We start from the raw sequence: 25,920 nt of genomic DNA, 5'->3' as shown, positions 1-25,920 counted from the left end.
TTCGTGACGCGGCTTACATTCTCGCAACTGCTCGAAACTTTCGGTTTTCAACGACGAAACAGGAAGGTGGCGGTGGGATGTCCCTCCGGCGTCTGACCCGCGTGGCCACTCAGGCCGGCGCTCTGGTCCTGGCAGGCACGCTGGTCGCGGCCTGCGGCTCCTCCGGTCCCGGTGGAGGGGGTGGCGAGGGCGGCACCGGCCAGGTGTGGGCCCTCGAGGACGCGGCCCTCAACCCGATCGAGGAAGCGTCGATCGAACGATTCAACGAGAACTCCGACGCCGGTGAGCTGGAGCTCGCCACGTTCGGCAACGACCCCTACAAGCAGCGGCTGCGGGTCGCCCTCGGCTCGCCCAACGCCCCGGACCTCTTCTTCAACTGGGGCGGCGGCAACCTGAAGGAGTACGTCGACGCCGGCCAGGTCGAGGACCTCACCGGGCTGCTGGACGACGACCCCGAGCTGCGGGACGCCTTCCTGCCCAGCGTGCTCGCCGGTGCCGAGCTCGACGGGAAGAACTACGGCCTGCCGATGCGCGGCATGCAGCCGGTGATGCTCTTCTACAACAACGCCGTGCTCGAGTCCGCCGGTGTCCAGGTGCCCCAGACCTGGGACGAGCTGCTCGCCGCCGTGGACACGCTCAAGGCCGCGGGCGTCACGCCCATCGCCCTGGCCGGAACCCAGGCGTGGACCGAGCTCATGTGGATCGAGTACATCCTCGACCGCGTCGGCGGCCCGGAGGTCTTCCAGGCCATCCGGGACGGCGAGGAGGGCGCCTGGGAGCACCCGGCCGTCCTCGAATCGCTCACGATGCTGCGCGAGCTCATCGACCGCGGCGCCTTCGGCGAGGACTTCGCCTCGGTCGGCTACGACGTGGGTGGCGCGTCCACGATCCTGGCCCAGGGCGACGCCGGCTTCCACCTCATGGGCTCGTGGGAGTACACCAACCAGCTCAACGACAGCCCCGAGTTCGTCGAGGCCGGCGACCTGGGGTGGGCCACCTTCCCGGCGATCGAGGGCGGTGCCGGTGACCCGTCGAACCTGGTGGGCAACGTGTCGAACTTCTACTCGCTGACCAGCTCCTCGGAGCACAAGGAGGCCGCCCGCGAGTACCTGCGGACGGAGCTCACCTCGGACGAGTACATCACCGACCTCATCGAGGCCGGTGACGTGCCGCCGGTGCAGGGCATCCGCGACCAGCTGGCGGAGACCGAGAACGGCGACTACGCGACGTTCATCTACGACGCGACGGCCGAGGCGGACAACTTCCAGCTGTCCTGGGACCAGGACCTGCCGGCCGACGAGGCCACCGAGATGCTGACCCAGCTGGAGCAGTTCTTCCTCGGCAACCAGACGCCGCAGGGCTTCGTCGACGCGATGTCGGGCGTCTGACCCGGCCTCGGCCCGGCACCGCACCATGCACGACACGGCACAGCGCACCAGGACAGGGGCACCACGGATGGCGATCACCCGGCAGGACCGGCCCTCGGGCTGGTACCTCGCACCGGCGGTCACGTTCTTCGGGGCGTTCGCCGTGCTGCCCATGGTCCTGGTCGTCTACCTCAGCTTCACCTCCTGGAACGGCTTCGGGTTCCCCGAGCTCTCCGGGACGCAGAACTGGACGCGCCTGGTCGAGGACGGCCGGGCGTGGGCCTCGCTGCGGCTGACGCTGCTGTTCATGGTGCTGACCTGGGTCGTCCAGACCCCGATCGCGATGCTGATCGGGGTCTGGGCGGCCGGGCGCCAGCGCAACCGGGCCGTCCTGAGCTCGATCTTCTTCCTGCCGCTGCTGCTGTCCACGGCGGCGATCGCCCTGCTGTGGGCCGCGGTCCTGGACCCGAACTTCGGCGTCACCCAGGGGCTGCCGCTGCTGGACCGGTTCAACTTCCTGGGCGACACCGACCTCGTCGTCTACACCGTGGTCTGGGTGATCAGCTGGCAGTACATCCCGTTCCACACGCTGCTGTACCAAGCCGCCGCCCGCCAGGTGCCGCAGAGCCTCTACGAGGCCGCCACCCTCGACGGCGCGGGTCGCTACCGGCAGTTCTTCACCATCACCCTGCCGCTGCTGAAGTACACGGTCGTCACCTCGACGGTGCTCATGCTCGTCGGCTCGGTGACCACGTTCGACACCATCCTGATCCTCACCGGCGGCGGGCCCGGGACGGCGACGCGCATCCTGCCGCTGCACATGTACATCACCGGGTTCAGCGGGTTCGAGTTCGGCTACGCCAGCGCCATCGCGGTGCTGCTGCTGGTCCTGGGCGCGGGCCTGTCGCTCGCCGTCACCACGGCGACCGGCTTCCGCAAGATGCAGAGCCAGCAGGAGGGCATGTGAGCGACCGGGCGCCGCTGGGCGGCGACGACATGACGGGCGGCCGCTCGGGTGCGGTGGGCGTGCGGACGGCGGAGGCGCCGCCCTCGCCGATCGCACCGGTGCCGGAGGTGCCCGAGCGCCAGCGGCGGCGGATCCGGAACCGGCGGCGGGCCCACGGCCGCCCCAACGTCCTCGCCGGGCTGCTCGCGACCGTCTGGCTGGCGCTCGTCGCCGTCCCGCTCTACTTCCTGGTCGCCGCCAGCTTCCGGACCCGGTCGGACTACCTGTCGGACAACCCGCTGGCCCTGCCACCGGCCCCGACGCTGGAGAACTACCAGACCGTCCTCTCCGGAGACTTCCCGACGTACCTGCTGAACACGGTGATCGTCACGGTGGCCACCATCGCCATCGTCGTCGGGCTGACGCTCCCGGCCGGCTACGCCGTGGCCCGCAACGCCGGGCGCGTGGTGCAGCGGGGCTTCTCGCTCATGCTCGTCGGGCTGGCGATCCCCGCGCAGGCCGCGATCATCCCCGTGTACCTGATGATCACCCAGCTGCGCCTGTACGACACCCTGCTCGCGGTCATCCTGCCGACGGCGGCCTTCGCGATGCCGGTGGCCCTGCTGGTGATGACCAACAGCCTGCGCGACATCCCCAAGGAGCTGTACGAGGCGCAGACCCTCGACGGCGCCGGGCCGTTCCAGGCGCTGCGCCACCTCGTCCTCCCGCTGGCCAAGCCGGCGATCACCACGGTGGCCGTGTTCACCTCGCTCACCGCGTGGAACGGCTTCCTCTTCCCCCTCGTCCTCACCCAGTCGGTGGGCACGCGGGTGCTGACCCTGGGCCTGTGGGACTACCAGGGCCAGTTCGGCACCAACGTCCCCGCTCTCCTGGCAGCGGTGACGCTGTCGGTCGTCCCCATCTTCGTCCTGTACCTGGTCGGCCGCCGCTACCTGCTGAGCGGCCTGACCGCCGGCGCGGGCAAGTAGCCCGGCCGCCGCTCGCGAGAGGAAACCCATGGCCTCGGTCACCTACGAGCACACCAGCTGCGTCTACGGCGGCGCCGAACGACCCGCGGTGGACGGCCTGGAGCTGCAGATCGAGGACGGCGAGTTCCTGGTCCTGGTCGGCCCGTCGGGCTGCGGCAAGTCGACGTCGCTGCGGATGCTCGCCGGTCTCGAGGACGTCACCGACGGCCGGATCCTCATCGGCGACCGCGACGTCACCGACGTGCCGCCCAAGGACCGCGACATCGCGATGGTGTTCCAGAACTACGCGCTGTACCCGCACATGACGGTCGCGGACAACATGGGCTTCGCGCTCAAGATGGCGGGCCAGGGGAAGGCCGAGATCGCCGAACGGGTGCGGGAGGCGGCGAAGCTGCTGGACCTGGAGCCGTACCTCGACCGCCGGCCCAAGGCGCTGTCGGGCGGGCAGCGGCAGCGGGTGGCGATGGGGCGGGCGATCGTCCGGCAGCCGCAGGTGTTCCTCATGGACGAGCCGCTGTCCAATCTCGACGCGAAGCTGCGCGTGCAGACCCGCACCCAGATCGCCGCTCTGCAGCGGCGGCTGGGCATCACCACCGTCTACGTCACCCACGACCAGACCGAGGCGATGACGATGGGCGACCGGGTGGCGGTGCTCAAGGACGGGCTGCTCATGCAGGTGGGCCGGCCGCGCGACCTCTACGACCGGCCGGCCAACGTCTTCGTGGCCGGGTTCATCGGCTCGCCCGCGATGAACCTGTTCACGCTGCCGGTGGTCGACGGTGGTGTGTCCTTCGGCGACGAGGTGCACCCGGTGGGCCGGGAGGTGCTCGGCGGGACGTCGGACGCGGTGGTGACCCTGGGGGTCCGGCCGGAGGACCTGGAGGTGGCCCGGTCCGGGCTCGCGGTCGAGGTCGACGTCGTCGAGGAGCTCGGCGCCGACGCCTACGTCTACGGCCGGACGACCGCCGGGGACGAGGAGCAGCTGCTCTGCGCCCGCGTCGACGGGCGCACCCCGCCGCGGAAGGGCGAGCTGCTGCACGTGCGCCCCCGCCCCGGCCACGTGCACCTGTTCGACAGGAGCACCGGCGCCCGGCTGGGCGGCTGAGACCCCCGGCCCGGCGGCCCGGACGCGGGTCGTCGGGCCGGGCCCGCCGCGCGCGGGGGAGAAGGGGTGGCGGGCGCTCCCTAGACTCGTGGGGTCCCCGGGAGGCGGGGGAACGCGAGTGAGGAGAGTGCATGGCCGTCCGAGCCATCCGGGGCGCGACCCAGGTCGAGGCCGACGACCGGGAGCAGGTGCTCGAGGCGACCCGCGAGCTGGTGGCCGCCGTCCTCGACCGCAACGAGCTCGAGCACGACGACGTGATCAGCATCCTGTTCACCGCCACCCCCGACCTCGTCTCGGAGTTCCCGGCGCTGGCTGCCCGCGAGCTCGGCATGGGGGGCGTGCCGCTCATGTGCGCCACCGAGATCGCCGTGCCCCACGCCCTGCCACGCGTGCTCCGTCTCATGGCGCACGTCGAGACGCCGAAGCCGCGGGCGGAGATCCAGCACGTCTACCTGCGCGGCGCCGTGGCGCTGCGGCGGGACATCGCGCAGTGACCGGGCCCGGCGACCGCGACCCCATGCACGAGCAGGCCCCATGACCGAGCAGGAGCACATGACCACCCCCCAGACCCCCTTCCGCGGGTCGGTGACCCTCGACGGCCCGTCGGGGACCGGCAAGTCCAGCGTCGCCCGTGGCGTCGCCGCCCGGCTGGGCGCTGCCTACCTCGACACCGGCGCCATGTACCGCGCGGCCACCGTCGCCGTGCTCGACGCCGGGATCGATCCCGACGACGCCGAGGCCGTGGCCCGCACCGTCGCCGAGGCGCGGATCGTCGTCGGCACCGAGGCCGGGACGGAGCGGGTCGAGGTCGGCGGTGCCGACGTCGCCGCGCGCATCCGCGGCGCCGAGGTGACCCGGACGGTGTCGGCGGTCTCCGCCGTGCCCGCCGTCCGCCGGCAGCTGGTCGACCAGCAGCGGGCCCTGGTGGCCGGGGCCGACGCCGTGGTGGTCGAGGGCCGCGACATCGGCACCGTCGTCCTGCCCGACGCCACGCTGAAGATCTACCTGACGGCCGCACCCGAGGTGCGCGCGCAGCGGCGCGCGGGGCAGCTGGGCGTCACCGACCCGGCGGAGATCGCGGCGCTCGCCGCCGACCTGCGCCGCCGCGACGAGTACGACAGCAGCCGGGCCGACAGCCCGCTGCGCCCGGCGGCCGACGCCGTCGTCGTCGACAGCAGCGAGCTCTCCCAGGCCCAGGTCGTCGACCGCATCGTGGCGCTGGCCGAGTCCGCTGTCGCCGTGGGGCAGCGGTCGTGACCGAGCAGCAGGGCGCGCCGCTCCCGGTGGTGGCCATCGTCGGCCGGCCCAACGTGGGCAAGTCGACGCTGGTCAACCGGGTCCTCGGCCGGCGCGCCGCCGTTGTGCAGGACACCCCGGGCGTGACCCGGGACCGCATCGCCTACGAGGCGCTGTGGAACGGCAAGCGGTTCACCGTGGTGGACACCGGAGGCTGGGACCCGAAGGCCGCCGGCCTGGGGGCCTCGATCACCCGGCAGGCCGAGTACGCCATGAGGACCGCCGACGTCATCGTCCTCGTGGTCGACAGCCAGGTGGGCGCCACCGAGACCGACCTGGCGGCCGCCCGTGTGCTCCGGCGCAGCGACCGCCCGGTGATCCTGGTGGCGAACAAGGTCGACGACGAGCGCAGCGAGGCCAACGCCGCCGAGCTGTGGAGCCTGGGCGTGGGGGAGCCGCAGGCGGTCAGCGCGCTGCACGGCCGGGCCAGCGGCGACCTGCTCGACCTGATCCTCGACGCGCTGCCCGAGGCGCCGCGCGAGCAGGAGGAGGAGGGCGGACCGCGCCGCGTGGCGCTGGTCGGCCGGCCCAACGTCGGCAAGTCCAGCCTGATCAACCGGCTGGCCAAGGAGGAGCGCTCGGTCGTCGACTCCGTCGCCGGGACCACGGTCGACCCGGTCGACTCGATCGTCACGCTCGGTGGCGAGGAGTGGCGGTTCGTCGACACCGCGGGGCTGCGCCGGAAGGTCAACACCGCCAGCGGCATGGAGTACTACGCCAGCCTCCGCACCGAGGCGGCGATCCAGGCGGCCGAGGTCGCCGTCGTGCTGCTCGCCGCCGACGAGGTGATCAGCGAGCAGGACCAGCGGGTGATCAGCCAGGTCGTCGAGGCCGGCCGGGCGCTGGTCATCGCGATCAACAAGTGGGACACCCTCGACGAGGACCGGCACTACCAGCTGGAGCGCGAGATCGAGCGCGAGCTCGCCCGGGTCAAGTGGGCCACGCGGGTCAACATCTCCGCCGCCACCGGCCGCGGCGTCAGCAAGCTCGCCGACCACCTGCGGGCCGCCCTGGCCTCCTGGGAGACCCGGGTGCCCACGGCCGAGCTCAACACCTTCGTGCGGGCGCTGGTGCAGGAGACCCCGCCGCCGGCGCGCGGCGGCAAGGCGCCCAAGATCAAGTACGTCACGCAGGCCGACATCCGGCCCCCGCGGTTCGTCGTCTTCTCCACGGGCTTCCTGGAGGCCGGCTACCGCCGGTTCCTGGAGCGGAAGCTGCGTGAGCAGTTCGGCTTCCACGGCACGCCCATCGAGATCTCGGTGAAGGTCCGCGAGGGCCGGGACAAGGACGGCAAGCGCGGCTGACCACCGTCACGGGCCTCGGTGGCCGTGCGGTAACCTTCTCGGGCGGTTGTTCGCGGCCCGGGAAGTCGCGGGAGGCGGGCGGCACGCGGGCTGTAGCGCAGCTTGGTAGCGCACTTGACTGGGGGTCAAGGGGTCGCAGGTTCAAATCCTGTCAGCCCGACAGTGTGACGTCGCAGGTCAGAGGCGGGCCGACCACGAGGTCGGCCCGCCTCCGCCGTGCTCCGGGTCGACCAGTACAGCAACGAGCTGCGTACCGCCTCCGGCGAAGCTCTCACCGTCCGACGATCGATCAGCGGGGCAGAGCGCGCTGGTCGGGCCTGTCTCGTGCGAGCAGATGGTCGGCGACGTGGCGGGCATCGGCACCGACACCCCCGAGTAGGTGGGAGGTGATCGAGCGCTGGTAGGGCAGCCCGACCGCGTACAGGCCGGGGCAGTCGTCGACGACCCCGCCGCGGTGACGCAGCCGGCCGTCCGAGTGGAGGACGTCGAGGTGCAGCCATCTGTAGTCGGGGCGCAAGCCGGTGGCCCAGACGACAGCGGTGACGGCGAGGGTGCGACCGTTGGCGAGCAGTGGCATCCCGTCACAGGTGCCGGTGACCCGAGGGTGTCGCTGCACGCCCGCGGTCGCCAGCTGCTCGGGGCGGACGCGGCCGAGGGGATCGCCGTGCCCACCCAGTCCGCGTCGGGCGAGGACGGCGCCGAGGCGGCCGAGACGCTGCAGCACCTGGAAGGTCCACGGCCCCAGGTGCGGGATGTGCCCGACGTCGCGTCCGGCCAGATGTACGGTGCGCTGCTCCGTGGGGTCGGTCGCCACATCAAGGGCAATCTCGGCCCCGGAATTGCCCGCTCCCACCACCAGGACCGCACCGGCCGGCAGCTGAGCGGGACGGCGGTAGTGCGCCGCGTGGACCTGGACCAACCCCGGGTCCAGGTGAGCGGCGAAGGTCGGGACGAACGGTCTGTGGTGTGCGCCGGTAGCGATGACGACGTCGCCGGCCCGCCAGCGCCCACGGTCGGTGGAGACCACGAACTCCGCACCTGCGCGATGCACGGCCTGCACTCGGGTGCCCAGCCGCACCGGTAGCTCGAAGTGCTCGGCGTAGCGGGCCAGGTAGTCAGCCACGGCATCCTTGGTCGGATGGTCCGAGCGCCGGCCGGGAAAGGGCAGGCCCGGCAGCGAGTCGAAGCCGACCGGGGTGAACAGGCGCAGCGAGTCCCACCGCTCCCGCCAACTGTCGCCCACGGCGTCGGCGGCGTCGAGGAGGACGACGTCGTGGCCACGGCGGGTCAGGTGGTAACCGACGGCCAGGCCGGCCTGGCCCGCGCCGACGACCACGGTCTGGACGACACGGTCGTCCGCCGTCGCAGCCATGCCCGCTCCCCCCGGTCAACCAGTTGTCGACGCCAGGGTATACATGCCTACGTCTACAGTGGTGGGGTGAACGCCGTGGCCAGCACGCCTCCGGGGCGCAGACTTCCGCGCGCCGAGCGGCGAGAGCAGATCCTCGCGGCGGCCACGAGCGCGTTCGGTGCCGCCGGTTTCGAGGACACCACCCTGGACGGCGTGGCCGCCGCGGCAGGAATCAGCCGGGCCATCCTCTACCGGCACTTCGAGTCCAAGGCCCACCTCTACCGGGCGGTGCTGGAACGCGCGCGGGCACGGCTGCATGCGGCCGTGGGCGACCCGCCCTACACCGAGCGGATCATCGACGACCTGCTCACCGCCGCGGCCGGCGATCCCGACGGGTTCCGGCTGCTGTTCCACCACGCGGCGCGGGAGCCGGCCTTCCGCGCCGAGGTCGACGTGTTCACCGCCGAGATGACCGCCACGGCACACGACCACCTCGCCCCCTCCATCCCCGATCCGGGGTGGGCCCGGTGGGCTGCACGGCTGGCCCCGACGGTCACGATCGCCGCCGTGTTGACCTGGCTGGACGCCGGCCAACCGGAGCCGGCCGGGGCCGCCGCTCGACTGCGCCAGGCGGTCCAGGGCATCAGCTCCGCCGCGGGTGCCCCTGGCCGATCGGGCGACGAGCTCCGCGGGCGGGTGGGGTCTGCACCACCATGACCACGATGATCGCCACCCGCAGGCTCGACACGCCTGAGGCATCGCTCGCCTACGACAGTCGCTCGGTCAGGTGGACCTCGACGTCGTCTCCGTCGTCCTTGCCGATGGCCGTGCGGATCGGCGCAGCCACGGGGAGCTTGTGGGTGCCGTCTCCCAGGGCCATGAAGGCTCCGGTGAACGGGTGCCCGTCGATGGTGCCGGCAACCTTCACCAGGCCACGGGTCCCGAAGATCCGTGCTGACTCCGGCAGCTGGACACAGGTCCAGGTGTCTGACGGTCGGACCTTGCCCAGCCGGGCCGTGAACGTGATGTCCAGGAAGCGGGGATCTGCCATGTGAGTACTCCTTCGCGCTGCTGTGCGGGGGCTGTCGGGCCTATCGGAGCTGGCTCTGGTCGGAGTCCTCCAGGTAGACCAGCCCGTTGCCGTCGGGGTCGGTGAAGGAGAACATCGCCGGAACCCCTTCCATCCGCACCAGCTCCTCGTTGTGCAGGGTCGCGCCGGCCTCGCGGACCCTGTCGTGGGCCCGTTGAGCATCGGAGGTGCCCAATCGGATCGCGACCGGGATCGTGCTGTCGGGGGGGAGGAGCACCAGGGCGACACTCGAGCCCGGCGGGGCGACCTCGATCATCCGCGCGCCCGGCCACACCTCCACGTCGGTGCGGAGTTCGCAGCCCAGCACTTCGGTGTAGAACCTCAGCGCGGCGTCCTGGTCAGCCACCGGAACGGAGACACTCAACACTTTCGTCGTCATCGTCATACCGCCTCAGACGGCGCCTCGACCGGAAACTCATCCCCCGGGCGGTCGTCCCGCAGGAAAGACCTCTGACGGGGAACGGTGCAGGGCAGGCAGTGCGCCGTGCGGCGGCCGTCCGGTATCTGCCGTCGGTGGCCGTTCTCGTCGGGGGGCGGACCGGGACGCCTCCCGCCGGATGGCCGTGCTCGTGGCGGTGACCGCAGCGGCGTCCGGCACGGCCCGGTGCGCGGTGGTCATGGGGAGCACCCAGGGCCTCGGTGATTCGGTCGATGCGCGCCGGCCGCCGGGCCCGAGGTGAGGTGCTGACCGCATCCCCGGCACCCTCCGCCCGCACCCCGATCCGGGCGGCCGCCCCGGGCGCCGTCGGATCAGAGCGCAGCCGCGCCGGGGCGTGTCAGCCCCAGGGCGCGCTCGAGCACCCGGAACCGGTAGGCCGCACTCAGCACGAGGAACCACAGCACCAGGGCCGGCAGCACGGTGAAGAACACCGGGTCGGCGGCGCCCGTGAGGCCGAAGTAGACGCTGACCGCGGGGACGAACAGACCGCCGGTGAACACCGCGGCGAGCCCGGCGACGAGGATCGCCGGGCGCTTGTCGCCGTCCGGCCGCGTCCAGGCGGCGAACCACCGGTTCGGTGGCTTGAGGAAGAGGATGAGCAGGAACGCGGCGAACGAGACGAAGGTGGAGAGCGCGGTCTGGGCCCCGATCGTGGCCGCCGCCTCGGCGAACCCCACGTCGTCGGAGGAGAGCCCGGTGTAGCGCTCGAACGCGGCGAGCACCTCCGCGGGTGTGCCGGTGCGGCCGAGCCCCTCGAACAGGAAGGTGTAGTGGTAGGCGTAGAGCGCGACGCCGCCGGCGGCCGTCACCACCGCTGCCGGGACGACGAACCGCCCGAGGTTCGGGAGCAGGTCCGGGTCCGGCGCCGTCGGTCGCGCCCATGCGGTGAGGAAGAGCGTCGGGACGCCGACGGTGAGCAGGGTCAGCCCGACGTTCGCCGGTGAGTAGGGGAACCCCAGGCCGAGCATCGTCACAGCGAGGATCACCAGGCCCTGCGTGGCGACCCGGGACAGGAAGACCTGCATCGAGGTCCCGATGCCGTCGATGATCCGCCGCCCCTCGTGCTGGGCGGGCAGCAGCGCCCCCAGGGAGTCCTCGGTCAGCACGATGTCGGCGACGTCCCGGGCGACGGCGCTGCCGCTCCCCATCGCCACGCCCACGTGCGCCCGCTTGAGAGCCCGGGCGTCGTTCACCCCGTCGCCGATCATGGCGACGTAGCGTCCCTGCCGGCGCAGTGCGTCGACCAGCCGCTCCTTCTGCTCGGGCGCGATGCGGCCGAACACCGTCGCCCGGACGGCCAGCTGGTCCAGCTCCGCGTCCGTCATCCCGTCGAGCTCGGCACCGGTCACCGGCACCCCGGCGTCCAGCCCGGCCTGCCGCGCCAGGGCCGCGACCGTCCGCGCGTCGTCGCCCGACACCACCTTGAGGTCGATCCCGCCGCCGGCGAACCGGGCGATCATCTCCGGGACGTCCGGGCGCAGCTCGTCGGCGAGGGACACGAGGGCGACCGGCTCGAGGGCGGGCAGGCGGGGGCGCCCCGCGTCGTCCCGGAGCGGCGCGTGCGCGGCGGCGCGGGCGACGACCAGGACCCGGAGCCCCTGGTCGGTCCGCGCGCCGACCGCCTCGGTGAGCGGCGGCCCGGAGAGGTGGGGGGCCAGGCGGTCCGGCGCGCCGAGGACGTGCACGCCGTCGTCGGCGCGCACGGCGCTCCACCGCAGCGACGACGAGAAGGGGATCTCCTCGTGTACCGTCCACGCCCGGCCGGGCAGGGAGTCGGCGAGCGCGGTGGTGGTCAGGTTGGGCGCCGCCGTGCTGCGTGCCAGGGAGCCGACCAGCTCGCCGGCCGCCGCGGTGTCGAGGATGCCGACCGGGTGCACCTCCGCGAGGGCCAGCCGGCCGGTCGTCAGGGTGCCGGTCTTGTCGGTGCAGACGACGTCGACGTGGCTGACCGACTCGACGGCGTTGGTCTGCTGCACGAGAGCGCCCCGCCCGCTGCTCCGGGCCGCGCCGACGGTGTAGGCGACGGCCACGAGGAAGAACAGCCCGTAGGGGACCAGGCCGGAGAGCACCGCGGTGGTCTGCACCACCCGGACCAGGGAGAGGCCTTCCAGCGCGGCCTGGAACAGGATGGTGGCGCTCATCAGGGCGACCAGCAGCATCACCAGCCGGACCACGAACTCGATGCGCAGCTGCAGGGGTGTCCGGTCGGTGGTGGACCGGCGGGCGTCGGCGGTCAGCCGGCCGGCGTAGCTGGCGGCGCCCACGTCACGCGCGAGCTGGTACCCCTCGCCGCGACGCAGAAGCTGCCCGACAGCAGGTCGTCCCCGGGCCCCTTCTGCAGCGGCTCGGACTCCCCGGTCAGCAGGGACTCGTCGACGTCCACCCGGCCACCGTCGAGGACCGGCCCGTCGACGACGAGCTGGTCGCCGGGGCGGACGTGGACGACGTCGCCGCGGACGACCTCCTCCGGCGGCGCCACGACGTGCGTGCCGTCGCGCACGACCGTCACCAGACTGCGGTGCAGCAGCTGGAGCCGGTCGAGCTTCCGCCTGGCCCGGATCTCCTGCACGGCGCTGATCGTCGCGTTGACCAGGCCGAGACCGACGCTGGTGAAGGCGTCGCTGTACCGGCCGAGGGCGAGCAGTGCCGCGCCGATGACGAACAGGATCACGTTGAAGAACGAGAAGACGTTCGTGCGGAGGATCTGCGCGTAGCCGCGGGACGACGCGCGGACGCTGACGTTGCCCTCGCCGCGCCGTCGCCGGGCCTCGGCCTCCCGCTGGCTCAGTCCCACCGCCGCGTTCCCGCCCACCGCGGAACCCGACTCCTGCACGTCCATCCGGTTTCCTCCGACCCGGGCCCGACCGGGTGAGCGGGGCCATCCCCGGAGTCTGCCGGGCGCGGCCGGCGGCCGCCCGCGCACACGCGGACCACCCAGCAGACGCACAGGCGGCGCCGCCCCGGCCGGCCGCGGGGTCCGGCGCCGCCGACGCGGCAGGCGTGCCGCACCGCGGGGCGACCGTTATGCCCAACAGAACCACGATCTGGACAGACGCCGACGAACCGCGCGGCAACGCCGGGGAGGAGCGGCGTCAGGTCCCCGTGATGCGGCGGCACTCGGGGCAGGGGTCGGCCGAGCCCAGGCCCCGGGGTCCGTCCCACTTCCCCTGGATGACGCCGACCGATGCGCCGCAGACCGCGGCCCAGGGCGCCGGCAGGTCGGCGGTGCTGCGGAGGACGGCGTGCGCCCGCCCGGTGTGCTGGTCGCGGCCGGCGGCGTGGTCGCTGCTCATGCCGACCAGCATGCGTCCCGCGCGTGCGCCCGTGGCCACGGGGTAGCGCAGCGGCCATGGCCACCGCACGCGACACCACCGGCCGGCGCTCCCGGCGGATGCCCGACCGGGCGACCGGGCTGCTGTACGGGCTGGGCTTCGGCGGCTTCGTCGACGGGATCGTGCTGCACCAGATCCTGCAGTGGCACCACATGGTGAGCGCCGTGGACGAGCCGACGACGCTCGCCGCCCTGGAGGTGAACACGCTGGCCGACGGCCTCTTCCACGCCGCGACCTGGGTGCTCGCCTTCGCCGGCACGATCACCGCCCTCGTCGCCTGGCGGCGCGACCGGCTGGCGCCGAGCTGGAGCTTCCACTTCGGCCTCGTGCTCGTCGGGTGGGGGATCTTCAACCTCGTCGAGGGGCTGATCAACCACCAGCTCCTCGGCATCCACCACGTCCGCGACGACCTCGGTGGCCCGTTGGGCTGGGACCTGGCGTTCCTGGCGTCGGGAGTGCTGCTGATCGGGGGCGGGTGGCTGCTGCACCGTCGCGGTGTGCGCCGCCTCGCCGCGCGCGCCGGCGTCCGGGAGACCTGAGGGGGCCGGCCCCCGGCCGGGGGTCTTGTCCGCCACCCACCTCCCAGGGCAGGCTGTGACGCACGACACACCAGCACCAGGAGGCACCGTGGCAGCCCGCGCAGCACATCCCGTTCCCGCACGCGGCTCCGACGGCTGAGGTCGGTCCATGGGCAAGGACATCCCCCCGGCTCCCGCTCCCCGCCCGCCCGCGCTGGTGCGCAACGTGGCCCTCGTCGGCCGGGCCGGCGCCGGCAAGACGACGCTGGCGGAGGCGCTGCTCGCGGCCACCGGGGCCGTCCCGCGCGCCGGGCGGGTGGAGGAGGGGACCACCTGCCTGGACACCGAGGAGGTGGAGATCCGCCAGCAGCGGTCGGTCTCCCTGGGCGTGGCCGCCGTCGAGCACGACGGCCACCGGATCACCCTCCTCGACACCCCGGGTTCCCCCGACTTCGTCGGCGAGCTGCGAGCGGGGCTGCGGGCGGCCGACTCGGCGCTCTTCGTGGTCTCGGCCGTGAGCGGGGTGGACGCCGGCACCGTCCAGCTGTGGGAGGAGTGCGCCGCGGTGGGCCTGCCACGCGCCGTGGTGCTCACCCAGATCGACCGGCCGCGTGCCGACGTCGCCGAGGCCGTGCGTCTCTGCCAGCTCATGCTGGGGGAGGGGGTGTACCCGGTGCACCTGGTCGACCGCGGGCCGGACGGCGCCGCGCGCGGCCTGGTCTCGCTCCTGGAGCCGCATCTCGACGCCGCCCGCACCGGCGACCAGGACGCCGACCGCCTCCGCGCCGAGCTGATCGAGGGGATCATCGGGGAGAGCGAGGACGAGACCCTCATGGAGCGCTACCTCGCCGGCGACGAGCTCGCCGTCCCCGACCTGCTGGCCGACCTGGAGACGGCCGTCGCCCGCGGGCACTTCCACCCCGTCCTCTGCGCCGCCCCGCTCACCGGGGTCGGCATCGACGAACTGCTCGAGCTCGTCGTGGCCGCCCTCCCCTCGCCGACCGAGCACGGGTGCCCGCCGGTCACCCGGCCCGACGGGTCACCCGCGCCGCCGCTGCAGTGCGACCCCGACGGCCCGCTCGTCGCCGAGGTGGTCCGCACGACCACCGACCCCTACGTCGGCCGGATCTCGCTGGTCCGCGTCTTCTCCGGCACCCTGCGACCGGACGTCGCCGTGCACGTCTCCGGCCACGGGCTCGCGGAGCGGGGGCATCCCGACCACGACGCCGACGAGCGGATCGGCGTCCTCTCCGCACCGCTGGGCTCCGCGTTGCGGCCGGTCGCGGCGTGCCCCGCCGGCGACGTCTGCGCGGTCGGCCGGCTGGCGACGGCCGAGACCGGCGACACGCTGAGCTCGCCGGAGGAACCCCGGCTGGTCCCCCCGTGGGAACTGCCGGTGCCGCAGCTGCCGGTGGCGGTGGAGGCTGCCTCCCGCGGTGACGAGGACCGGCTGGCCACGGCCCTGGCCCGGCTCGTCGCGGAGGACCCCACCGTCCGGCTGGAGCGGCGTCCCGACACCGGGCAGCTCCTGCTCTGGTGCGTGGGGGACGCGCACGCCGAGGTGCTGCTGGAGCGGCTGCGCAGCCGCCACGGCGTCGCCGTCACCCCGGTCCCGGTGCGGGTCCCCCTGGTGGAGACGCTCCGCGGCCCGGCGCGGGTGACCGGCCGGCACGTCAAGCAGTCCGGCGGGCACGGCCAGTACGCCGTCGTCGTCGTCGAGGGGGAGCCGGGGGAGCCGGGCTCCGGGATCGTCTTCGAGCAGCGCATCGTCGGTGGCACCGTGCCCGTCCAGTTCCACGCCAGCGTCGAGAAGGGCATCCGCGCGCAGGCCGCGCGCGGGGTGACCGGTGACCGGCCGCTCGTCGACGTCCGGGTGACCCTCGTCGACGGCAAGGCCCACTCGGTGGACTCCTCCGACGCCGCCTTCCAGGCCGCCGGCGCCCTGGCCCTGCGGGAGCTGGCGAACGCGGCCGGCACCCGGATCCTGGAGCCCTGGTGCGAGATCCGCGTCCGGGTTCCGGCCGAGTTCGTGGGCGCGGTGATGAGCGACCTGTCGTCCCGCCGGGCGCGGGTGACGGGTACCGAGGCCGACCCGGGCCGGGACCGGGCCACCGTGCACGCCGAGGTGCCGGAGGCCGAGCTGCTGGGCTACCCCGGCGTGCTGCGATCGGTCACGCACGGCACCGGCGCCTTCGACCGCCGCCCGCTCGGCTACGAGCCGGCTCCCGCGGCGGTCGCCGTGCCGGCCTGAGCCACGCCGTCCCGGCGAGTGGGCGGGCCCGCCGTGGCCCGTCCGGAGGCCCGCCGCGAGCCTGCGAGCGACGAGGGGGCCGGTGGCTCCCGGCAGGGACCCGCCGCGAGCAGGCGAGTGGTGGGGGGGCAAGGGGTCCTTCTACTAGCCTCGGGCACGGTCGTGCTGGCACTGGAGGGAACGTGACGTCGTCGAACGGGCCGTCGGCTGCCGTACCCGTACCCCCGTCCCGGACGACGCCGGCCGCGCTGCCCGACCGCCAGGCCCTTCCGGACCGCATCTGGACGCTCCCGAACGCGCTGTCGGTGCTGCGGCTGCTCGGCGTGCCGTTGTTCCTGTGGCTCCTGCTGGGCCCGGAGGAGGACGGCTGGGCCCTCGTGGTCCTCATGGTCTCCGGTTTCACCGACTGGCTCGACGGCAAGCTCGCCCGCTGGCTGGACCAGGGCAGCCGCCTGGGTGCCCTGCTGGACCCGGCCGCGGACCGGCTCTACATCGTCTCCACCCTGGTCGCGCTGGCGCTGCGCGAGGTCGTGCCCGTGTGGCTGGTGGCGCTGCTGCTGGGCCGGGAGCTCGTCCTCGGCCTCATGCTGCTGCTCCTGCGGGCGCACGGTTACCCGCCGCTGCAGGTGCACTACCTGGGCAAGGCGGCCACGCTCCTGCTGCTCTACGCCTTCCCGGTGCTGCTGCTCGCCGACGGGAACGGTCCGCTGGCCACCGTCGCCGCGCCGTTCGCCTGGGCGCTCACCATCTGGGGCACGGCGCTCTACCTGCTGGCCGGCATCTTCTACGTCGTCCAGGTCGTGGGATTGCTCGCCGCGGACCGGGCGGCGGCCTCCCGGAACTCGCCGTGACCGGCACGCGCCCGGCCGGTGGCGTCCGCTCGCTGGGGGCCTCCCTGCTCGACGACGTCCTCGCCGAGACCCTCGACCCTGCCTACGCCGACGCGGCCGCGCGCAAGGCCGGGGGAGAGGCACCCCGGCGAGGCCGGGGGCGGGTCCTGGTCGCGCTCACGATGGCCGCCGCGGGCCTGCTGGCCGCGGTCACCTACGACCAGGCCGCCGCCAAGGCGCAGGGACGGCAGGAGATCCGCGAGGCGCTGGTCAGCGACATCCAGGACGAGTCGGCCCTCAGCGACGACCTGACCGCGCGGCTCGAGGAGCTGCGCGCCGAGGTCAGCCGGACCAGCGACGAGCTGCTCGCCGCCACGGCGGTGGGGCAGCGCGCGCTGGACGCCCTCGCGCGGGCCGAGCAGGGCACCGCCGCCGTCGCCGTCGCCGGGCCGGGGCTGCTCGTCACGCTGGCCAACGCCGAGGCCGAGGCCGACGACGACCCGCTCGCCGGGAGCGCCGCGGATGCCCGGAACGTGCAGGTGGCCGACGGCGACCTGCAGCTCGTGGTGAACGCGCTCTGGGCCGCCGGCGCCGAGGCGATCAGCATCAACGGCCAGCGCCTCGGCCCCACCAGCGCCATCCGGTTCGCCGGCGAGGCGGTGCTCGTCGACTTCCGCCCGGTCACCAACCCCTACCGGGTCAGCGCCATCGGCGACCCCGACGCGCTGGCCAACGCCTTCCTCGCCAACCCCGAGGTGCGTGCGCTGGCCTCGTTCTCCGCGTCCGCGGGGTTGCGGTTCGAGTTCGCCAAGGAGGACGAGCTGTCCCTGCCGGCCGCCAACCCGCCGGAGCTGCGCTTCGCCGAGCCCGTCACCCCCCGCCGGGTCCCCGGCACCGAGCCCAGCCCCGGAGGCTGACGACGTGATCCCGATCCTCGGTCTCGCCGCAGGCGTCCTCCTCGGCCTCCTCTTCGACCCGACCGTCCCGCTGTGGCTGCAGCCCTACCTGCCGATCGCCGTCGTGGCCGCCCTCGACGCCGTGTTCGGCGGCTTCCGGGCCCGGCTCGACGGCATCTTCGACGCCAAGGTGTTCGTGATCTCGTTCGTCTCCAACGTGGTGGTGGCCGCGCTCATCGTCTTCCTGGGCGACCAGCTGGGGGTGGGCGCGCAGCTGTCCACGGCGGTCGTCGTGGTGCTCGGCATCCGCATCTTCGGCAATGCGGCCGCCATCCGGCGGCACGTCTTCCGCGCGTGACGGCGGACCGGCCACCCGCCCCACCGGGAGCTGCCGCGGGACCGGACGGGCCCGACGCCGCCGGCGCGCCTCCCGACCCGGCCGCGCGGCGGCGCCCCGATCGCCTGGCGGCGGCGCTCATCGGCGTGCTGACCCTCCTGCTCGGGTTCGCGCTCGCGGTCCAGGTGCGCAACGCCGACGAGGCGCAGATGCTGGCCGGCGCGCGCGAGGAGGACCTCGTGCGCATCCTCGACGAGCTCAACAGCCGGGAGGAGCGGTTGCGGGCCCAGCTGACGGAGCAGCGGGCGGCGCTGCGCGAGCTCAACGGCTCGGGCAGCCAGACCGGGGCCGCGTTGCAGGAGGCCCGCCGCCGCGCCGAGGCCCTCGGCATCCTGGGCGGCACGCTGCCGGCGCAGGGGCCCGGCATCGCCCTCTCCGTCAGCGACCCCGCTGGGGCCGTCCGGGTGTCCGACCTCCTCGACGTGATCCAGGAACTGCGCGGGGCCGGCGCGGAGACGATGCAGGTCGACGACGTCCGCATCGGGCTGTCCAGCGCCGTCACCGGGACGACCGGCGACCTCCGTGTCGACGGGACGTCGTTGCGCTCGCCGTACGAGTTCGTGGTCCTGGGGGATCCCCAGAGCATGGCGACGGCCATGAACATCCCCGGCGGGGTGGTGCAGCGGATCGAGCGGCGTGGCGGCTGGGTGGAGATCGCCCAGTCGCCCGAGCTCGTCGTGGACGCGTTGCGGCCGTTGGACCGCCCTCAATACGCTTCGCCCGAGACCGACTAAGGACCTCGGTGCCCCCACCTCTCGCTCCGCTCGACGTGGGCCCCTGCACCGAGGCCGTTCCATCACCTCACCGGGAGACGATCGCCCGCATGGCCACGCCTGACGACCGCCGCTACACCGACCAGCACGAGTGGGCGCTGGTGCAGGGGACCGACGGCACGTCCACCGTCGTCCGGGTCGGCATCACCGACCACGCCCAGGACGCCCTGGGGGACATCGTCTTCGTGCAGCTGCCCGAGGTGGGGGCCGAGGTGGCCCCCGGCGCCCCGATCGGCGAGGTGGAGTCCACCAAGTCGGTCTCCGACGTCTACGCGCCGGTGGCGGGCGTCGTGGCGGCGGTCAACGACCGCCTCACCGATGCCCCGGAGACCATCAACGCGGACCCGTACGGCGCGGGCTGGCTGGTCGACATCGCCGTGCCGGGGGAGGGCGGCGACCCGATCGGGCAGCTGCTCGACGCCGACGCCTACCAGGCCGTGGTCGACGGCTCGTGACCGGCCCGCCGGGAGGCTGACTCCCGGCATCGATCACTATGATCGCGTGGGGCTGGGAACAGCGGGGCACCTGCGGTGAACCCGCCCCCCGGCCCTGCACCTCCGGTTGACCCTCGGGCCGACCGGCTGGTTCCATGACCCACGGTCCGCCGCCCCCGCGGCGGCCGACCCACGGCGGGCCGCCCGGCCCACCGTCCGCCGGCCGCCCGCGGCCAGTTCCAGGTCCGCGGCGGGCCCCTCGCACCGGAGGAGACGCAACGTGCACTGCACTCGATGTGGCCACGAGAACCCCGAGGGCAGTCGCTTCTGCGCGCAGTGCGGTGCGGCGCTGGCCCCCGAGCGCGTCGGCGAGGCCACCAGCGTGATCCCGAAGGTCGGCGGTGAGGAGTCCGGCGAGCAGCCCGAGGTCACCGAGGCTGCGGACGCGCACGCGGGCGCCGTGGAGTCGCTGCCGGCCGGTTCGGCCCTGCTGGTGGTCAAGCGCGGCCCCAACGCCGGGAGCCGGTTCCTGCTCGACCAGGACGTCACCACGGCCGGTCGGCACCCCGACAGCGACATCTTCCTCGACGACGTCACCGTCAGCCGCCGGCACGTCGAGTTCCACCGCGAGGGCGGGGGCTTCTCGGTGCACGACGTCGGCAGCCTCAACGGCACCTACGTCAACCGCGAGCCCGTCGACGTCGCCACCCTGGCCGGTGGCGACGAGGTGCAGATCGGCAAGTTCCGCCTGGTGTACCTGACCGGCCCGCGCACGGGCGAGCCGGCCGCTCGCTAGTGCGCCGACCGGCGATCTTCCGCATGTGGGGACCGCGGACCGGGACACCGACAGGGCGTCCCGGGGAGAGAGGGGCGTGACCGCCGTGCCCGAGCGCGAACGTGCGCTCGGGGACGCCGGCGACCAGCACGCGCCGCGCCTGACCATCGGCGAGGTGCTGGCAGTGCTGCGCGACGACTTCCCCGACGTGACGATCAGCAAGATCCGCTACCTGGAGTCCGAGGACCTGGTCCACCCGCAGCGCACGCCGTCGGGGTACCGCAAGTTCTCCCGGGCGGACGTGAGCCGGCTGCGGTACGTGCTCACCGCGCAGCGCGACCACTACCTGCCGCTGCGGGTGATCAAGGACCACCTGGACGCGCTGGACCGCGGTGAGCCGCTGCCCGGCACCGGTGGCGCGTCGGCGCCGCTGCCCCCCGCCTCCACCGAGGAGGGGGCCGCGGCCCCGTTGACCGCCGAGCAGTTCGCCCGGGCCGCGGGGCTGGAGCCCGAGCAGCTCGCCGACTGCGTGCAGTTCGGGTTGCTCAGCACCGACGCCGACGGCCGGCACCCTGCCGCGGACCTCCCCATCGCCCGGGCGGCGGCGGGGCTGGCCCGGCACGGCATCGAGCCGCGGCACCTGCGGGTCTACCGCAGCGCCGTGGAGCGCGAGGCCGGCCTCGTCGAGCAGCTCGTCGCCCCCGTCCTGCGGGCGCGGTCGGAGGAGGCCCGGACACGGGCCACCGAGAAGCTGCAGGAGCTGGCCGCGCTCTCCGCGCAGTTGCACACGGCCCTGCTCGAGACGCGGCTGCGCGACCTCCTGCGCCCCTGAGGGCGGCGTACCGTGGACACCGTCGCCGTCCGCGCCCGACCGATGTCCCGGCAGTCGCCGGCCGCCTGTCCGATCCGCCCGCCCGACCGCGGGCCGCAGCCGAGGGAGCAGCCACCGTGCAGGAGCTTCGAGTCGTCGGTGTCCGCGTCGAACTGCCCGGCAACCAGCCGATCCTGCTGCTGAAGGAGACGCAGGGCGAGCGCTACCTGCCGATCTGGATCGGCGCCGTCGAGGCGGCGGCGATCGCGTTCGAGCAGCAGGGCGTGCGTCCCGCCCGGCCCATGACGCACGACCTGCTCCGGGAGGTGGTGCGCACCCTCGGCGCGGAGCTGGAGGCGGTCAACATCACCGAGATGCGCGACGGCATCTACATCGCCGAGCTGGTCTTCGGTGACGACCGGGTGGTCAGCGCCCGCCCCTCGGACGCCGTGGCGCTCGCCGTCCGCACCGGGGCGCCGATCTTCGGGGCCGAGGACCTGCTGGACGAGGTGGGCATCGAGATCCCCGACGAGCAGGAGGACGAGGTCGAGAAGTTCCGCGAGTTCCTCGACCAGATCTCGCCGGAGGACTTCGGTGCCGGCTCGGGCTCCGGCGGCGGGTCGGCCTAGCCGGTCGACGCCGGCCCGGAGCGCATGCGCCCGGGCGGGCGTCAGGTGGGCCTCCAGGTCCTATCGGCAGGCCCGTGCCCGACCATCACCCGAAATGGTGCTGGTGTGACGACACGCCGCCCCGCTCAGTTGACCGGCCTCCGGGCCCGGCTTACCGTCAGCGAACAACAACGGTGTGACACCTGAGGTCCGGGGGTGTGAAGCCGTCGACCTGCCGCTCCGGTGGCGGGACAGAGGAGGACGCTGGACGTGAGCGACCAGGGCAACGGCTCGCAGGGTCAGCTGTTCAGCGACGCCGCCGTCGGGGCGCCGCAGTACGACCAGGTCGACACCGACCTGGTCGGTTACCGCGGTCCGACCGCCTGCGCCGCTGCCGGCATCACCTACCGCCAGCTGGACTACTGGGCGCGTACCGGCCTGGTGTCCCCGTCGGTCCGCAGCGCCACCGGGTCGGGTACCCAGCGGCTGTACTCCTTCCGCGACATCCTGGTGCTCAAGGTCGTCAAGCGGCTGCTGGACACCGGCGTCTCGCTGCAGAACATCCGCAAGGCCGTCGACCACCTGCGCCAGCGCGGGGTGAAGGAGCTGGCGAACGTCACGCTCTTCTCCGACGGGGCGACGGTGTACGAGTGCACCTCCGCGGAGGAGGTCGTCGACCTGCTGGCCGGCGGTCAGGGCGTCTTCGGGATCGCGGTCTCCGGCGCGCTGCGGGAGCTCTCCGGTGAGCTGGCGGAGCTGCCGGCCGAGCGGATCGACGGTGGCCAGGTCGTCCCGTCCGACGACGAGCTCTCCATGCGCCGCCGGCGCCGCGCCGCGACGGCGTAGTTCAACGCGACGAGCCCCGTCCGCGGTCGTGGGCGGGGCTCTCTGCTGCCCGGGTCGCCCGCTCGGGTCCGGCGCGCACCCGATCGCGGGGACGGCCCGCTGGTACCGTCCGAGCAGTGACCGACCGCGCCGCCGCGTCCACCGGGAAGACCTCCGCACCGTTCGCCGGGCCGCTGCCCTCGCTGAACGCCCTCGACCCCGCCGGCTCCTTCACCGGCCGCCACATCGGGCCACGCCCCGGCGACACCGCGGCGATGCTCGAGGTCGTCGGGCACCCGTCGCTGGAGTCGCTGGTCGACGCCTGCATCCCCGAGGGCGTGCGCGACCGGGCGCCGCTCGACCTGCCGCCCGCGGAGAGTGAGGCCGCCGTCCTCGGGCTGCTGCGCGAGCGCGCCGCGGCCAACGAGGTCTTCACCTCGATGATCGGCCTCGGTTACTCCGGCACCGTCACCCCGCCGGTGATCCAGCGGACGGTGCTGGAGAACCCGGCCTGGTACACCGCCTACACGCCGTACCAGCCCGAGATCAGCCAGGGGCGGCTCGAGGCCCTGATCAACTTCCAGACCACCGTCGCCGACCTGACCGGCCTGCCGGTCGCCGGTGCCTCGATGCTGGACGAGGCGACGGCCGCCGCCGAGGCGATGACGCTGGTGCGGCGCGCCGGCCGCGCCACGGCGGACGCGGTCTTCGTCGTCGACGCCGACACGCTGCCGCAGACCCTCGGCGTGCTGCAGACCCGCGCCGAGCCGCTCGGCATCCGCCTGCACGTCGCCGACCTGTCGGACGGCTGGCCCACGGACCTCCCCGAGGCGGGGGCGTTCGGCGTGCTGCTGTCCTACCCGGGTGCCAGCGGCGCGGTCCGCGACCACCGGGCGCTCGCCGCGGCCGCGCACGAGGCGGGGGCCTCGGTCGTCGTCGCCGCGGACCTGCTCGCGCTCACGCTGCTGGAGGCGCCGGGGGAGTGGGGCGCCGACGTCGCCTGCGGCACGACCCAGCGCTTCGGCGTCCCCATGGGCTTCGGCGGGCCGCACGCCGGCTACCTCTCCGTACGCGAAGGCCTGGCGCGGCAGCTGCCCGGCCGACTGGTGGGCGTCTCCGTGGACGCCGACGGCGACGTCGCCTACCGCCTGGCCCTGCAGACCCGCGAGCAGCACATCCGCCGGGAGAAGGCCACCAGCAACATCTGCACCGCCCAGGTGCTGCTGGCCGTGATGGCCGGCGCGTACGCCGTCTACCACGGCCCCGAGGGCCTGACGGCGATCGCGGCGCGGGTGCACCGCAGTGCGACCGCGCTGGCCGGCTGGCTGACCGCCGGCGGCCTGCGGCTGGTGCACGAGCGCTTCTTCGACACCGTCTGCGTCTCCGTGCCCGGACGGGCGGCGGAGGTGGTCGCCGCCGCCGCGCAGCGCCGGATCAACCTGCGCCAGGTCGACGCCGACACCGTCGCCGTCGCCTGTGACGAGACGACGACGCCGGCGGTCCTCCGGGACGTCGCCGCGGCGTTCGGCGTGGCCGCGGACGACGCGGCCCTGGCCGACGACGGGGCCGATGCGCTGCCGCCGGAGCTGCGTCGCCGGACGCCCTTCCTCACCCACCCGGTCTTCGCCGCGCACCGCTCGGAGACCGCGATGCTGCGCTACCTGCGCTCGCTGAGCGACAAGGACCTGGCGCTGGACCGCACGATGATCCCGCTGGGCTCGTGCACGATGAAGCTCAACGCGGCCACCGAGATGGCCGCGATCACCTGGCCGGAGTTCGCGAACCTGCACCCGTTCGCGCCCGCCGACCAGGCCCGCGGCTACGCCCGGCTGATCGAGGAGCTGTGCGCCGGCCTGGCCGAGGTCACCGGCTACGCCGCGGTGAGCGTGCAGCCCAACGCCGGGTCGCAGGGGGAGTTCGCCGGGCTGCTGGCCATCCGCGGCTACCACCGCAGCCGGGGCGAGGAGCTGCGCGACGTCTGCCTGATCCCCAGCTCGGCGCACGGCACGAACGCCGCGAGCGCGGTGATGGCGGGCATGCGGGTGGTCGTGGTGGCCTGCGACGAGGCGGGCAACGTCGACCTCGCCGACCTGCGCGCCAAGGTCGACCAGCACGCCGACAGGCTGGCCGCGATCATGATCACCTACCCGTCGACCCACGGCGTCTTCGAGACCGACATCCAGGAGATCTGCGCCGCCGTGCACGACGCCGGCGGGCAGGTCTACGTCGACGGGGCCAACCTCAACGCCATGGTGGGGCTCGCGCGGCCCGGCCGGTTCGGCTCCGACGTCAGCCACCTGAACCTGCACAAGACCTTCTGCATCCCGCACGGCGGCGGCGGCCCCGGCGTCGGCCCGGTCGCCGTGCGCGAGCACCTGGTGCCGTTCCTGCCTGGGCATCCGGTCGTGGACACCGGCACCTCCGGTCCGGTCGTCTCCGCCGCCCCCTGGGGCTCGGCGGACATCCTGCCGATCTCCTGGGCCTACATGCGGTTGATGGGACCCGACGGCCTGACCCGGGCCACCCAGCACGCGATCCTCGCGGCCAACTACGTGGCCACCCGGCTGCGCGAGCACTACCCGGTGCTCTACACCGGGACGAACGGGCTCGTGGCCCACGAGTGCATCCTCGACATCCGCCCGCTGACGAAGGCCTCCGGCGTCACCAACGACGACATCGCCAAGCGGCTCATCGACTTCGGCTTCCACGCCCCGACGATGAGCTTCCCGGTCGCCGGGACGCTCATGGTGGAGCCGACCGAGAGCGAGGACAAGGCCGAGCTGGACCGGTTCGTCGACGCGATGGTGCACATCCGCGGGGAGATCGAGAAGGTGGCCACCGGCGAGTACGACCGGGAGGACAACCCGCTGCGCAACGCCCCGCACACCTTGTCGATGGTGGCGGGGGAGTGGGGCCGGCCCTACCCGCGCAGCGAGGCGGTGTTCCCCGTGCCGGCGCTGCGGGGTCGCGGCTACCTCAGCCCCGTGCGCCGCATCGACCAGGCCTACGGTGACCGGAACCTGGTCTGCTCCTGCCCGCCGCCGGAGGCGTTCGCCGAGCCGGAGCCGCAGGAGGTGCCCGGCGCAGTGCCCGACCGGGCCCAGGGGGCGCCCGACGACCTGGGAACCACCGCCGACGTCGTGGGCGCCGCCCGCTGAGGCCCCGAGCCCCCCGCCGGATCGGCGGGGGGCTCGGGCGACGCGCGGGGCGCGAGGCGGGCGGCGGCTACGCGCCGACGGGCTCCGGCGCCAGCCAGACGTGGTGGTCGGGAACGGCCTGGCCGTCGGGCAGCAGCTCACCGTCGTCGTCGAACAGGACGACGCCGTTGCAGAGCAGCCGCCACCCCTGCTCGGGGCGGCTGCGCACCACGGCGGCGAGGTCGCGGGCCTCGCTGGCGGGCTCGGGGCACGGGGTGCGGTGGGTGCACATGGGAGCTCACATCCGTTTCGCCGGGGAACACCGGCAGTCACTGGCTGTACTTGTCCGATCACCGGACATCAACAGTGTCGGCACGTCGGTGCCCCCAGGTCACGTGAGGCGGGTCACAGTCTCACTCGTCGGGGTCGTCAGGTCCTGCCCTGGC

The 25,920-nt window shown here is 73.8% G+C and carries 26 protein-coding genes, 1 tRNA gene and 1 pseudogene; 21 read left to right on the top strand and 7 right to left on the bottom strand.

All coding sequences use genetic code 11. The annotated features are described in order from the left end of the window. The first annotated feature begins 77 nt into the window (after positions 1 to 77). The 8 genes from ACI8AG_RS01925 (at position 78) to ACI8AG_RS01890 (ending at position 7,167) form a co-directional block, all read left to right on the top strand. A complete protein-coding gene (locus ACI8AG_RS01925) occupies positions 78 to 1,388 on the top strand; it encodes an ABC transporter substrate-binding protein (protein ID WP_456590773.1) in 1,311 nt (436 codons plus the stop codon). A 67-nt stretch (positions 1,389 to 1,455) separates the two neighbouring features. Beyond that, positions 1,456 to 2,334 (top strand): carbohydrate ABC transporter permease, encoded by an 879-nt coding sequence (locus tag ACI8AG_RS01920; protein ID WP_456590774.1) that lies wholly within the window; start codon positions 1,456 to 1,458, stop codon positions 2,332 to 2,334. Continuing rightward, positions 2,331 to 3,302 (top strand): carbohydrate ABC transporter permease, encoded by a 972-nt coding sequence (locus tag ACI8AG_RS01915; protein WP_456595691.1) that lies wholly within the window; start codon positions 2,331 to 2,333, stop codon positions 3,300 to 3,302. The genes ACI8AG_RS01920 and ACI8AG_RS01915 overlap by 4 nt, the downstream gene beginning before the upstream one ends. 28 nt (positions 3,303 to 3,330) lie before the next feature. Then, positions 3,331 to 4,407, top strand: a complete 1,077-nt coding sequence (locus ACI8AG_RS01910; protein ID WP_456590776.1) for an ABC transporter ATP-binding protein — start codon at positions 3,331 to 3,333, stop codon at positions 4,405 to 4,407. A gap of 131 nt (positions 4,408 to 4,538) precedes the next feature. Beyond that, positions 4,539 to 4,901 carry a chorismate mutase gene (gene aroH, locus ACI8AG_RS01905; protein ID WP_456595690.1) on the top strand — a complete coding sequence of 121 codons (363 nt, stop codon included), beginning with the start codon at positions 4,539 to 4,541 and terminating at the stop codon, positions 4,899 to 4,901. Between the two features lie 40 nt (positions 4,902 to 4,941). After that, positions 4,942 to 5,664, top strand: a complete 723-nt coding sequence (gene cmk / locus ACI8AG_RS01900; protein WP_456590778.1) for a (d)CMP kinase — start codon at positions 4,942 to 4,944, stop codon at positions 5,662 to 5,664. Further along, positions 5,661 to 7,007, top strand: coding sequence for a ribosome biogenesis GTPase Der (gene der / locus ACI8AG_RS01895; RefSeq protein ID WP_456595689.1), 1,347 nt, complete (start codon positions 5,661 to 5,663; stop codon positions 7,005 to 7,007). Before cmk ends, der begins: the two co-directional genes overlap by 4 nt. Before the next feature lie 86 nt (positions 7,008 to 7,093). Next, positions 7,094 to 7,167: transfer RNA gene (locus ACI8AG_RS01890), tRNA-Pro, on the top strand. Between the two features lie 129 nt (positions 7,168 to 7,296). Here the strand turns inward: ACI8AG_RS01890 and ACI8AG_RS01885 are convergent. Next, entirely contained in the window at positions 7,297 to 8,379 is a 1,083-nt protein-coding gene (locus ACI8AG_RS01885; protein WP_456595688.1) for a flavin-containing monooxygenase, read from the bottom strand. A 66-nt stretch (positions 8,380 to 8,445) separates the two neighbouring features. Here ACI8AG_RS01885 and ACI8AG_RS01880 point away from each other — a divergent pair, with 66 nt between their 5' ends. Then, the gene (locus tag ACI8AG_RS01880; protein WP_456595687.1) at positions 8,446 to 9,075 is read left to right on the top strand and encodes a TetR/AcrR family transcriptional regulator; all 630 of its coding nucleotides are present in this window, start codon (positions 8,446 to 8,448) and stop codon (positions 9,073 to 9,075) included. A 49-nt stretch (positions 9,076 to 9,124) separates the two neighbouring features. On the opposite strand, the gene ACI8AG_RS01875 is transcribed toward ACI8AG_RS01880, so the two are convergent. The 5 genes and pseudogenes from ACI8AG_RS01875 to ACI8AG_RS01855 form a co-directional block, all read right to left on the bottom strand. Next, positions 9,125 to 9,409, bottom strand: a complete 285-nt coding sequence (locus tag ACI8AG_RS01875; RefSeq protein WP_456595686.1) for a DUF1905 domain-containing protein — start codon at positions 9,407 to 9,409, stop codon at positions 9,125 to 9,127. A gap of 40 nt (positions 9,410 to 9,449) precedes the next feature. Then, positions 9,450 to 9,827 carry a VOC family protein gene (locus ACI8AG_RS01870; protein ID WP_456595730.1) on the bottom strand — a complete coding sequence of 126 codons (378 nt, stop codon included), beginning with the start codon at positions 9,825 to 9,827 and terminating at the stop codon, positions 9,450 to 9,452. 371 nt (positions 9,828 to 10,198) lie between these two features. After that, positions 10,199 to 11,863: an HAD-IC family P-type ATPase gene (locus ACI8AG_RS01865; protein WP_456595729.1), complete on the bottom strand. Its 1,665-nt coding sequence runs from the start codon at positions 11,861 to 11,863 to the stop codon at positions 10,199 to 10,201. A 75-nt stretch (positions 11,864 to 11,938) separates the two neighbouring features. After that, positions 11,939 to 12,726: pseudogene (locus ACI8AG_RS01860) on the bottom strand (P-type ATPase); the annotation flags it as partial. 253 nt (positions 12,727 to 12,979) lie between these two features. Further along, the gene (locus tag ACI8AG_RS01855; RefSeq protein WP_456590823.1) at positions 12,980 to 13,180 is read right to left on the bottom strand and encodes a hypothetical protein; all 201 of its coding nucleotides are present in this window, start codon (positions 13,178 to 13,180) and stop codon (positions 12,980 to 12,982) included. Between the two features lie 56 nt (positions 13,181 to 13,236). Between ACI8AG_RS01855 and ACI8AG_RS01850 the strand changes: the two genes are divergently transcribed. The 12 genes from ACI8AG_RS01850 to gcvP all read left to right on the top strand — a co-directional run bounded on the left by ACI8AG_RS01850 (position 13,237) and on the right by gcvP (position 25,495). Continuing rightward, the gene (locus ACI8AG_RS01850) at positions 13,237 to 13,758 is read left to right on the top strand and encodes a DUF2243 domain-containing protein (protein WP_456595685.1); all 522 of its coding nucleotides are present in this window, start codon (positions 13,237 to 13,239) and stop codon (positions 13,756 to 13,758) included. Between the two features lie 148 nt (positions 13,759 to 13,906). After that, entirely contained in the window at positions 13,907 to 15,988 is a 2,082-nt protein-coding gene (locus ACI8AG_RS01845) for an elongation factor G-like protein EF-G2 (RefSeq protein ID WP_456595684.1), read from the top strand. Between the two features lie 182 nt (positions 15,989 to 16,170). Next, positions 16,171 to 16,839, top strand: a complete 669-nt coding sequence (locus ACI8AG_RS01840; RefSeq protein WP_456590826.1) for a CDP-alcohol phosphatidyltransferase family protein — start codon at positions 16,171 to 16,173, stop codon at positions 16,837 to 16,839. Then, positions 16,836 to 17,735: a DUF881 domain-containing protein gene (locus ACI8AG_RS01835; RefSeq protein WP_456590827.1), complete on the top strand. Its 900-nt coding sequence runs from the start codon at positions 16,836 to 16,838 to the stop codon at positions 17,733 to 17,735. Before ACI8AG_RS01840 ends, ACI8AG_RS01835 begins: the two co-directional genes overlap by 4 nt. Before the next feature lie 4 nt (positions 17,736 to 17,739). Then, positions 17,740 to 18,072: a small basic family protein gene (locus tag ACI8AG_RS01830; RefSeq protein ID WP_041775731.1), complete on the top strand. Its 333-nt coding sequence runs from the start codon at positions 17,740 to 17,742 to the stop codon at positions 18,070 to 18,072. After that, positions 18,069 to 18,845 carry a DUF881 domain-containing protein gene (locus tag ACI8AG_RS01825; protein WP_456590828.1) on the top strand — a complete coding sequence of 259 codons (777 nt, stop codon included), beginning with the start codon at positions 18,069 to 18,071 and terminating at the stop codon, positions 18,843 to 18,845. Before ACI8AG_RS01830 ends, ACI8AG_RS01825 begins: the two co-directional genes overlap by 4 nt. An 89-nt stretch (positions 18,846 to 18,934) precedes the next feature. Beyond that, positions 18,935 to 19,339: a glycine cleavage system protein GcvH gene (gene gcvH / locus ACI8AG_RS01820; RefSeq protein ID WP_456590829.1), complete on the top strand. Its 405-nt coding sequence runs from the start codon at positions 18,935 to 18,937 to the stop codon at positions 19,337 to 19,339. Between the two features lie 259 nt (positions 19,340 to 19,598). Then, entirely contained in the window at positions 19,599 to 20,114 is a 516-nt protein-coding gene (gene odhI, locus ACI8AG_RS01815; RefSeq protein WP_456590830.1) for an oxoglutarate dehydrogenase inhibitor Odhl, read from the top strand. A gap of 76 nt (positions 20,115 to 20,190) precedes the next feature. Then, complete coding sequence (gene ftsR / locus ACI8AG_RS01810) at positions 20,191 to 20,925, top strand: transcriptional regulator FtsR (protein WP_456590831.1); 735 nt, start codon at positions 20,191 to 20,193, stop codon at positions 20,923 to 20,925. Between the two features lie 116 nt (positions 20,926 to 21,041). Further along, on the top strand, positions 21,042 to 21,533 hold the full coding sequence (locus tag ACI8AG_RS01805) for a bifunctional nuclease family protein (protein WP_456590832.1): 492 nt from the start codon (positions 21,042 to 21,044) through the stop codon (positions 21,531 to 21,533). Between the two features lie 249 nt (positions 21,534 to 21,782). Beyond that, on the top strand, positions 21,783 to 22,358 hold the full coding sequence (locus ACI8AG_RS01800; RefSeq protein WP_456590833.1) for a MerR family transcriptional regulator: 576 nt from the start codon (positions 21,783 to 21,785) through the stop codon (positions 22,356 to 22,358). A gap of 116 nt (positions 22,359 to 22,474) precedes the next feature. Further along, entirely contained in the window at positions 22,475 to 25,495 is a 3,021-nt protein-coding gene (gcvP, locus tag ACI8AG_RS01795; RefSeq protein WP_456590834.1) for an aminomethyl-transferring glycine dehydrogenase, read from the top strand. Positions 25,496 to 25,562: 67 nt separating this feature from the next. On the opposite strand, the gene ACI8AG_RS01790 is transcribed toward gcvP, so the two are convergent. Continuing rightward, positions 25,563 to 25,766 carry a DUF5999 family protein gene (locus tag ACI8AG_RS01790; RefSeq protein ID WP_456590835.1) on the bottom strand — a complete coding sequence of 68 codons (204 nt, stop codon included), beginning with the start codon at positions 25,764 to 25,766 and terminating at the stop codon, positions 25,563 to 25,565. Positions 25,767 to 25,920 lie beyond the last annotated feature (154 nt).

This window comes from Blastococcus sp. SYSU DS0552, assembly GCF_054050815.1.
This window is presented reverse-complemented; position numbering and strand designations above follow the sequence as displayed.

Bases quoted from the DNA above. Each gene is read 5' to 3' on its own strand.
- cmk (WP_456590778.1), top strand. From the start codon at position 4,942: ATGACCGAGCAGGAGCACATGACCACCCCCCAGACCCCCTTCCGCGGG.
- ACI8AG_RS01850 (WP_456595685.1), top strand. From the start codon at position 13,237: ATGGCCACCGCACGCGACACCACCGGCCGGCGCTCCCGGCGGATGCCC.
- ACI8AG_RS01845 (WP_456595684.1), top strand. From the start codon at position 13,907: ATGGGCAAGGACATCCCCCCGGCTCCCGCTCCCCGCCCGCCCGCGCTG.
- ACI8AG_RS01870 (WP_456595730.1), bottom strand. From the start codon at position 9,827: ATGACGACGAAAGTGTTGAGTGTCTCCGTTCCGGTGGCTGACCAGGAC.
- ACI8AG_RS01885 (WP_456595688.1), bottom strand. From the start codon at position 8,379: ATGGCTGCGACGGCGGACGACCGTGTCGTCCAGACCGTGGTCGTCGGC.
- ACI8AG_RS01855 (WP_456590823.1), bottom strand. From the start codon at position 13,180: ATGAGCAGCGACCACGCCGCCGGCCGCGACCAGCACACCGGGCGGGCG.
- ACI8AG_RS01925 (WP_456590773.1), top strand. From the start codon at position 78: ATGTCCCTCCGGCGTCTGACCCGCGTGGCCACTCAGGCCGGCGCTCTG.
- aroH (WP_456595690.1), top strand. From the start codon at position 4,539: ATGGCCGTCCGAGCCATCCGGGGCGCGACCCAGGTCGAGGCCGACGAC.
- ACI8AG_RS01875 (WP_456595686.1), bottom strand. From the start codon at position 9,409: ATGGCAGATCCCCGCTTCCTGGACATCACGTTCACGGCCCGGCTGGGC.
- ACI8AG_RS01920 (WP_456590774.1), top strand. From the start codon at position 1,456: ATGGCGATCACCCGGCAGGACCGGCCCTCGGGCTGGTACCTCGCACCG.
- gcvH (WP_456590829.1), top strand. From the start codon at position 18,935: ATGGCCACGCCTGACGACCGCCGCTACACCGACCAGCACGAGTGGGCG.
- ACI8AG_RS01790 (WP_456590835.1), bottom strand. From the start codon at position 25,766: ATGTGCACCCACCGCACCCCGTGCCCCGAGCCCGCCAGCGAGGCCCGC.
- ACI8AG_RS01910 (WP_456590776.1), top strand. From the start codon at position 3,331: ATGGCCTCGGTCACCTACGAGCACACCAGCTGCGTCTACGGCGGCGCC.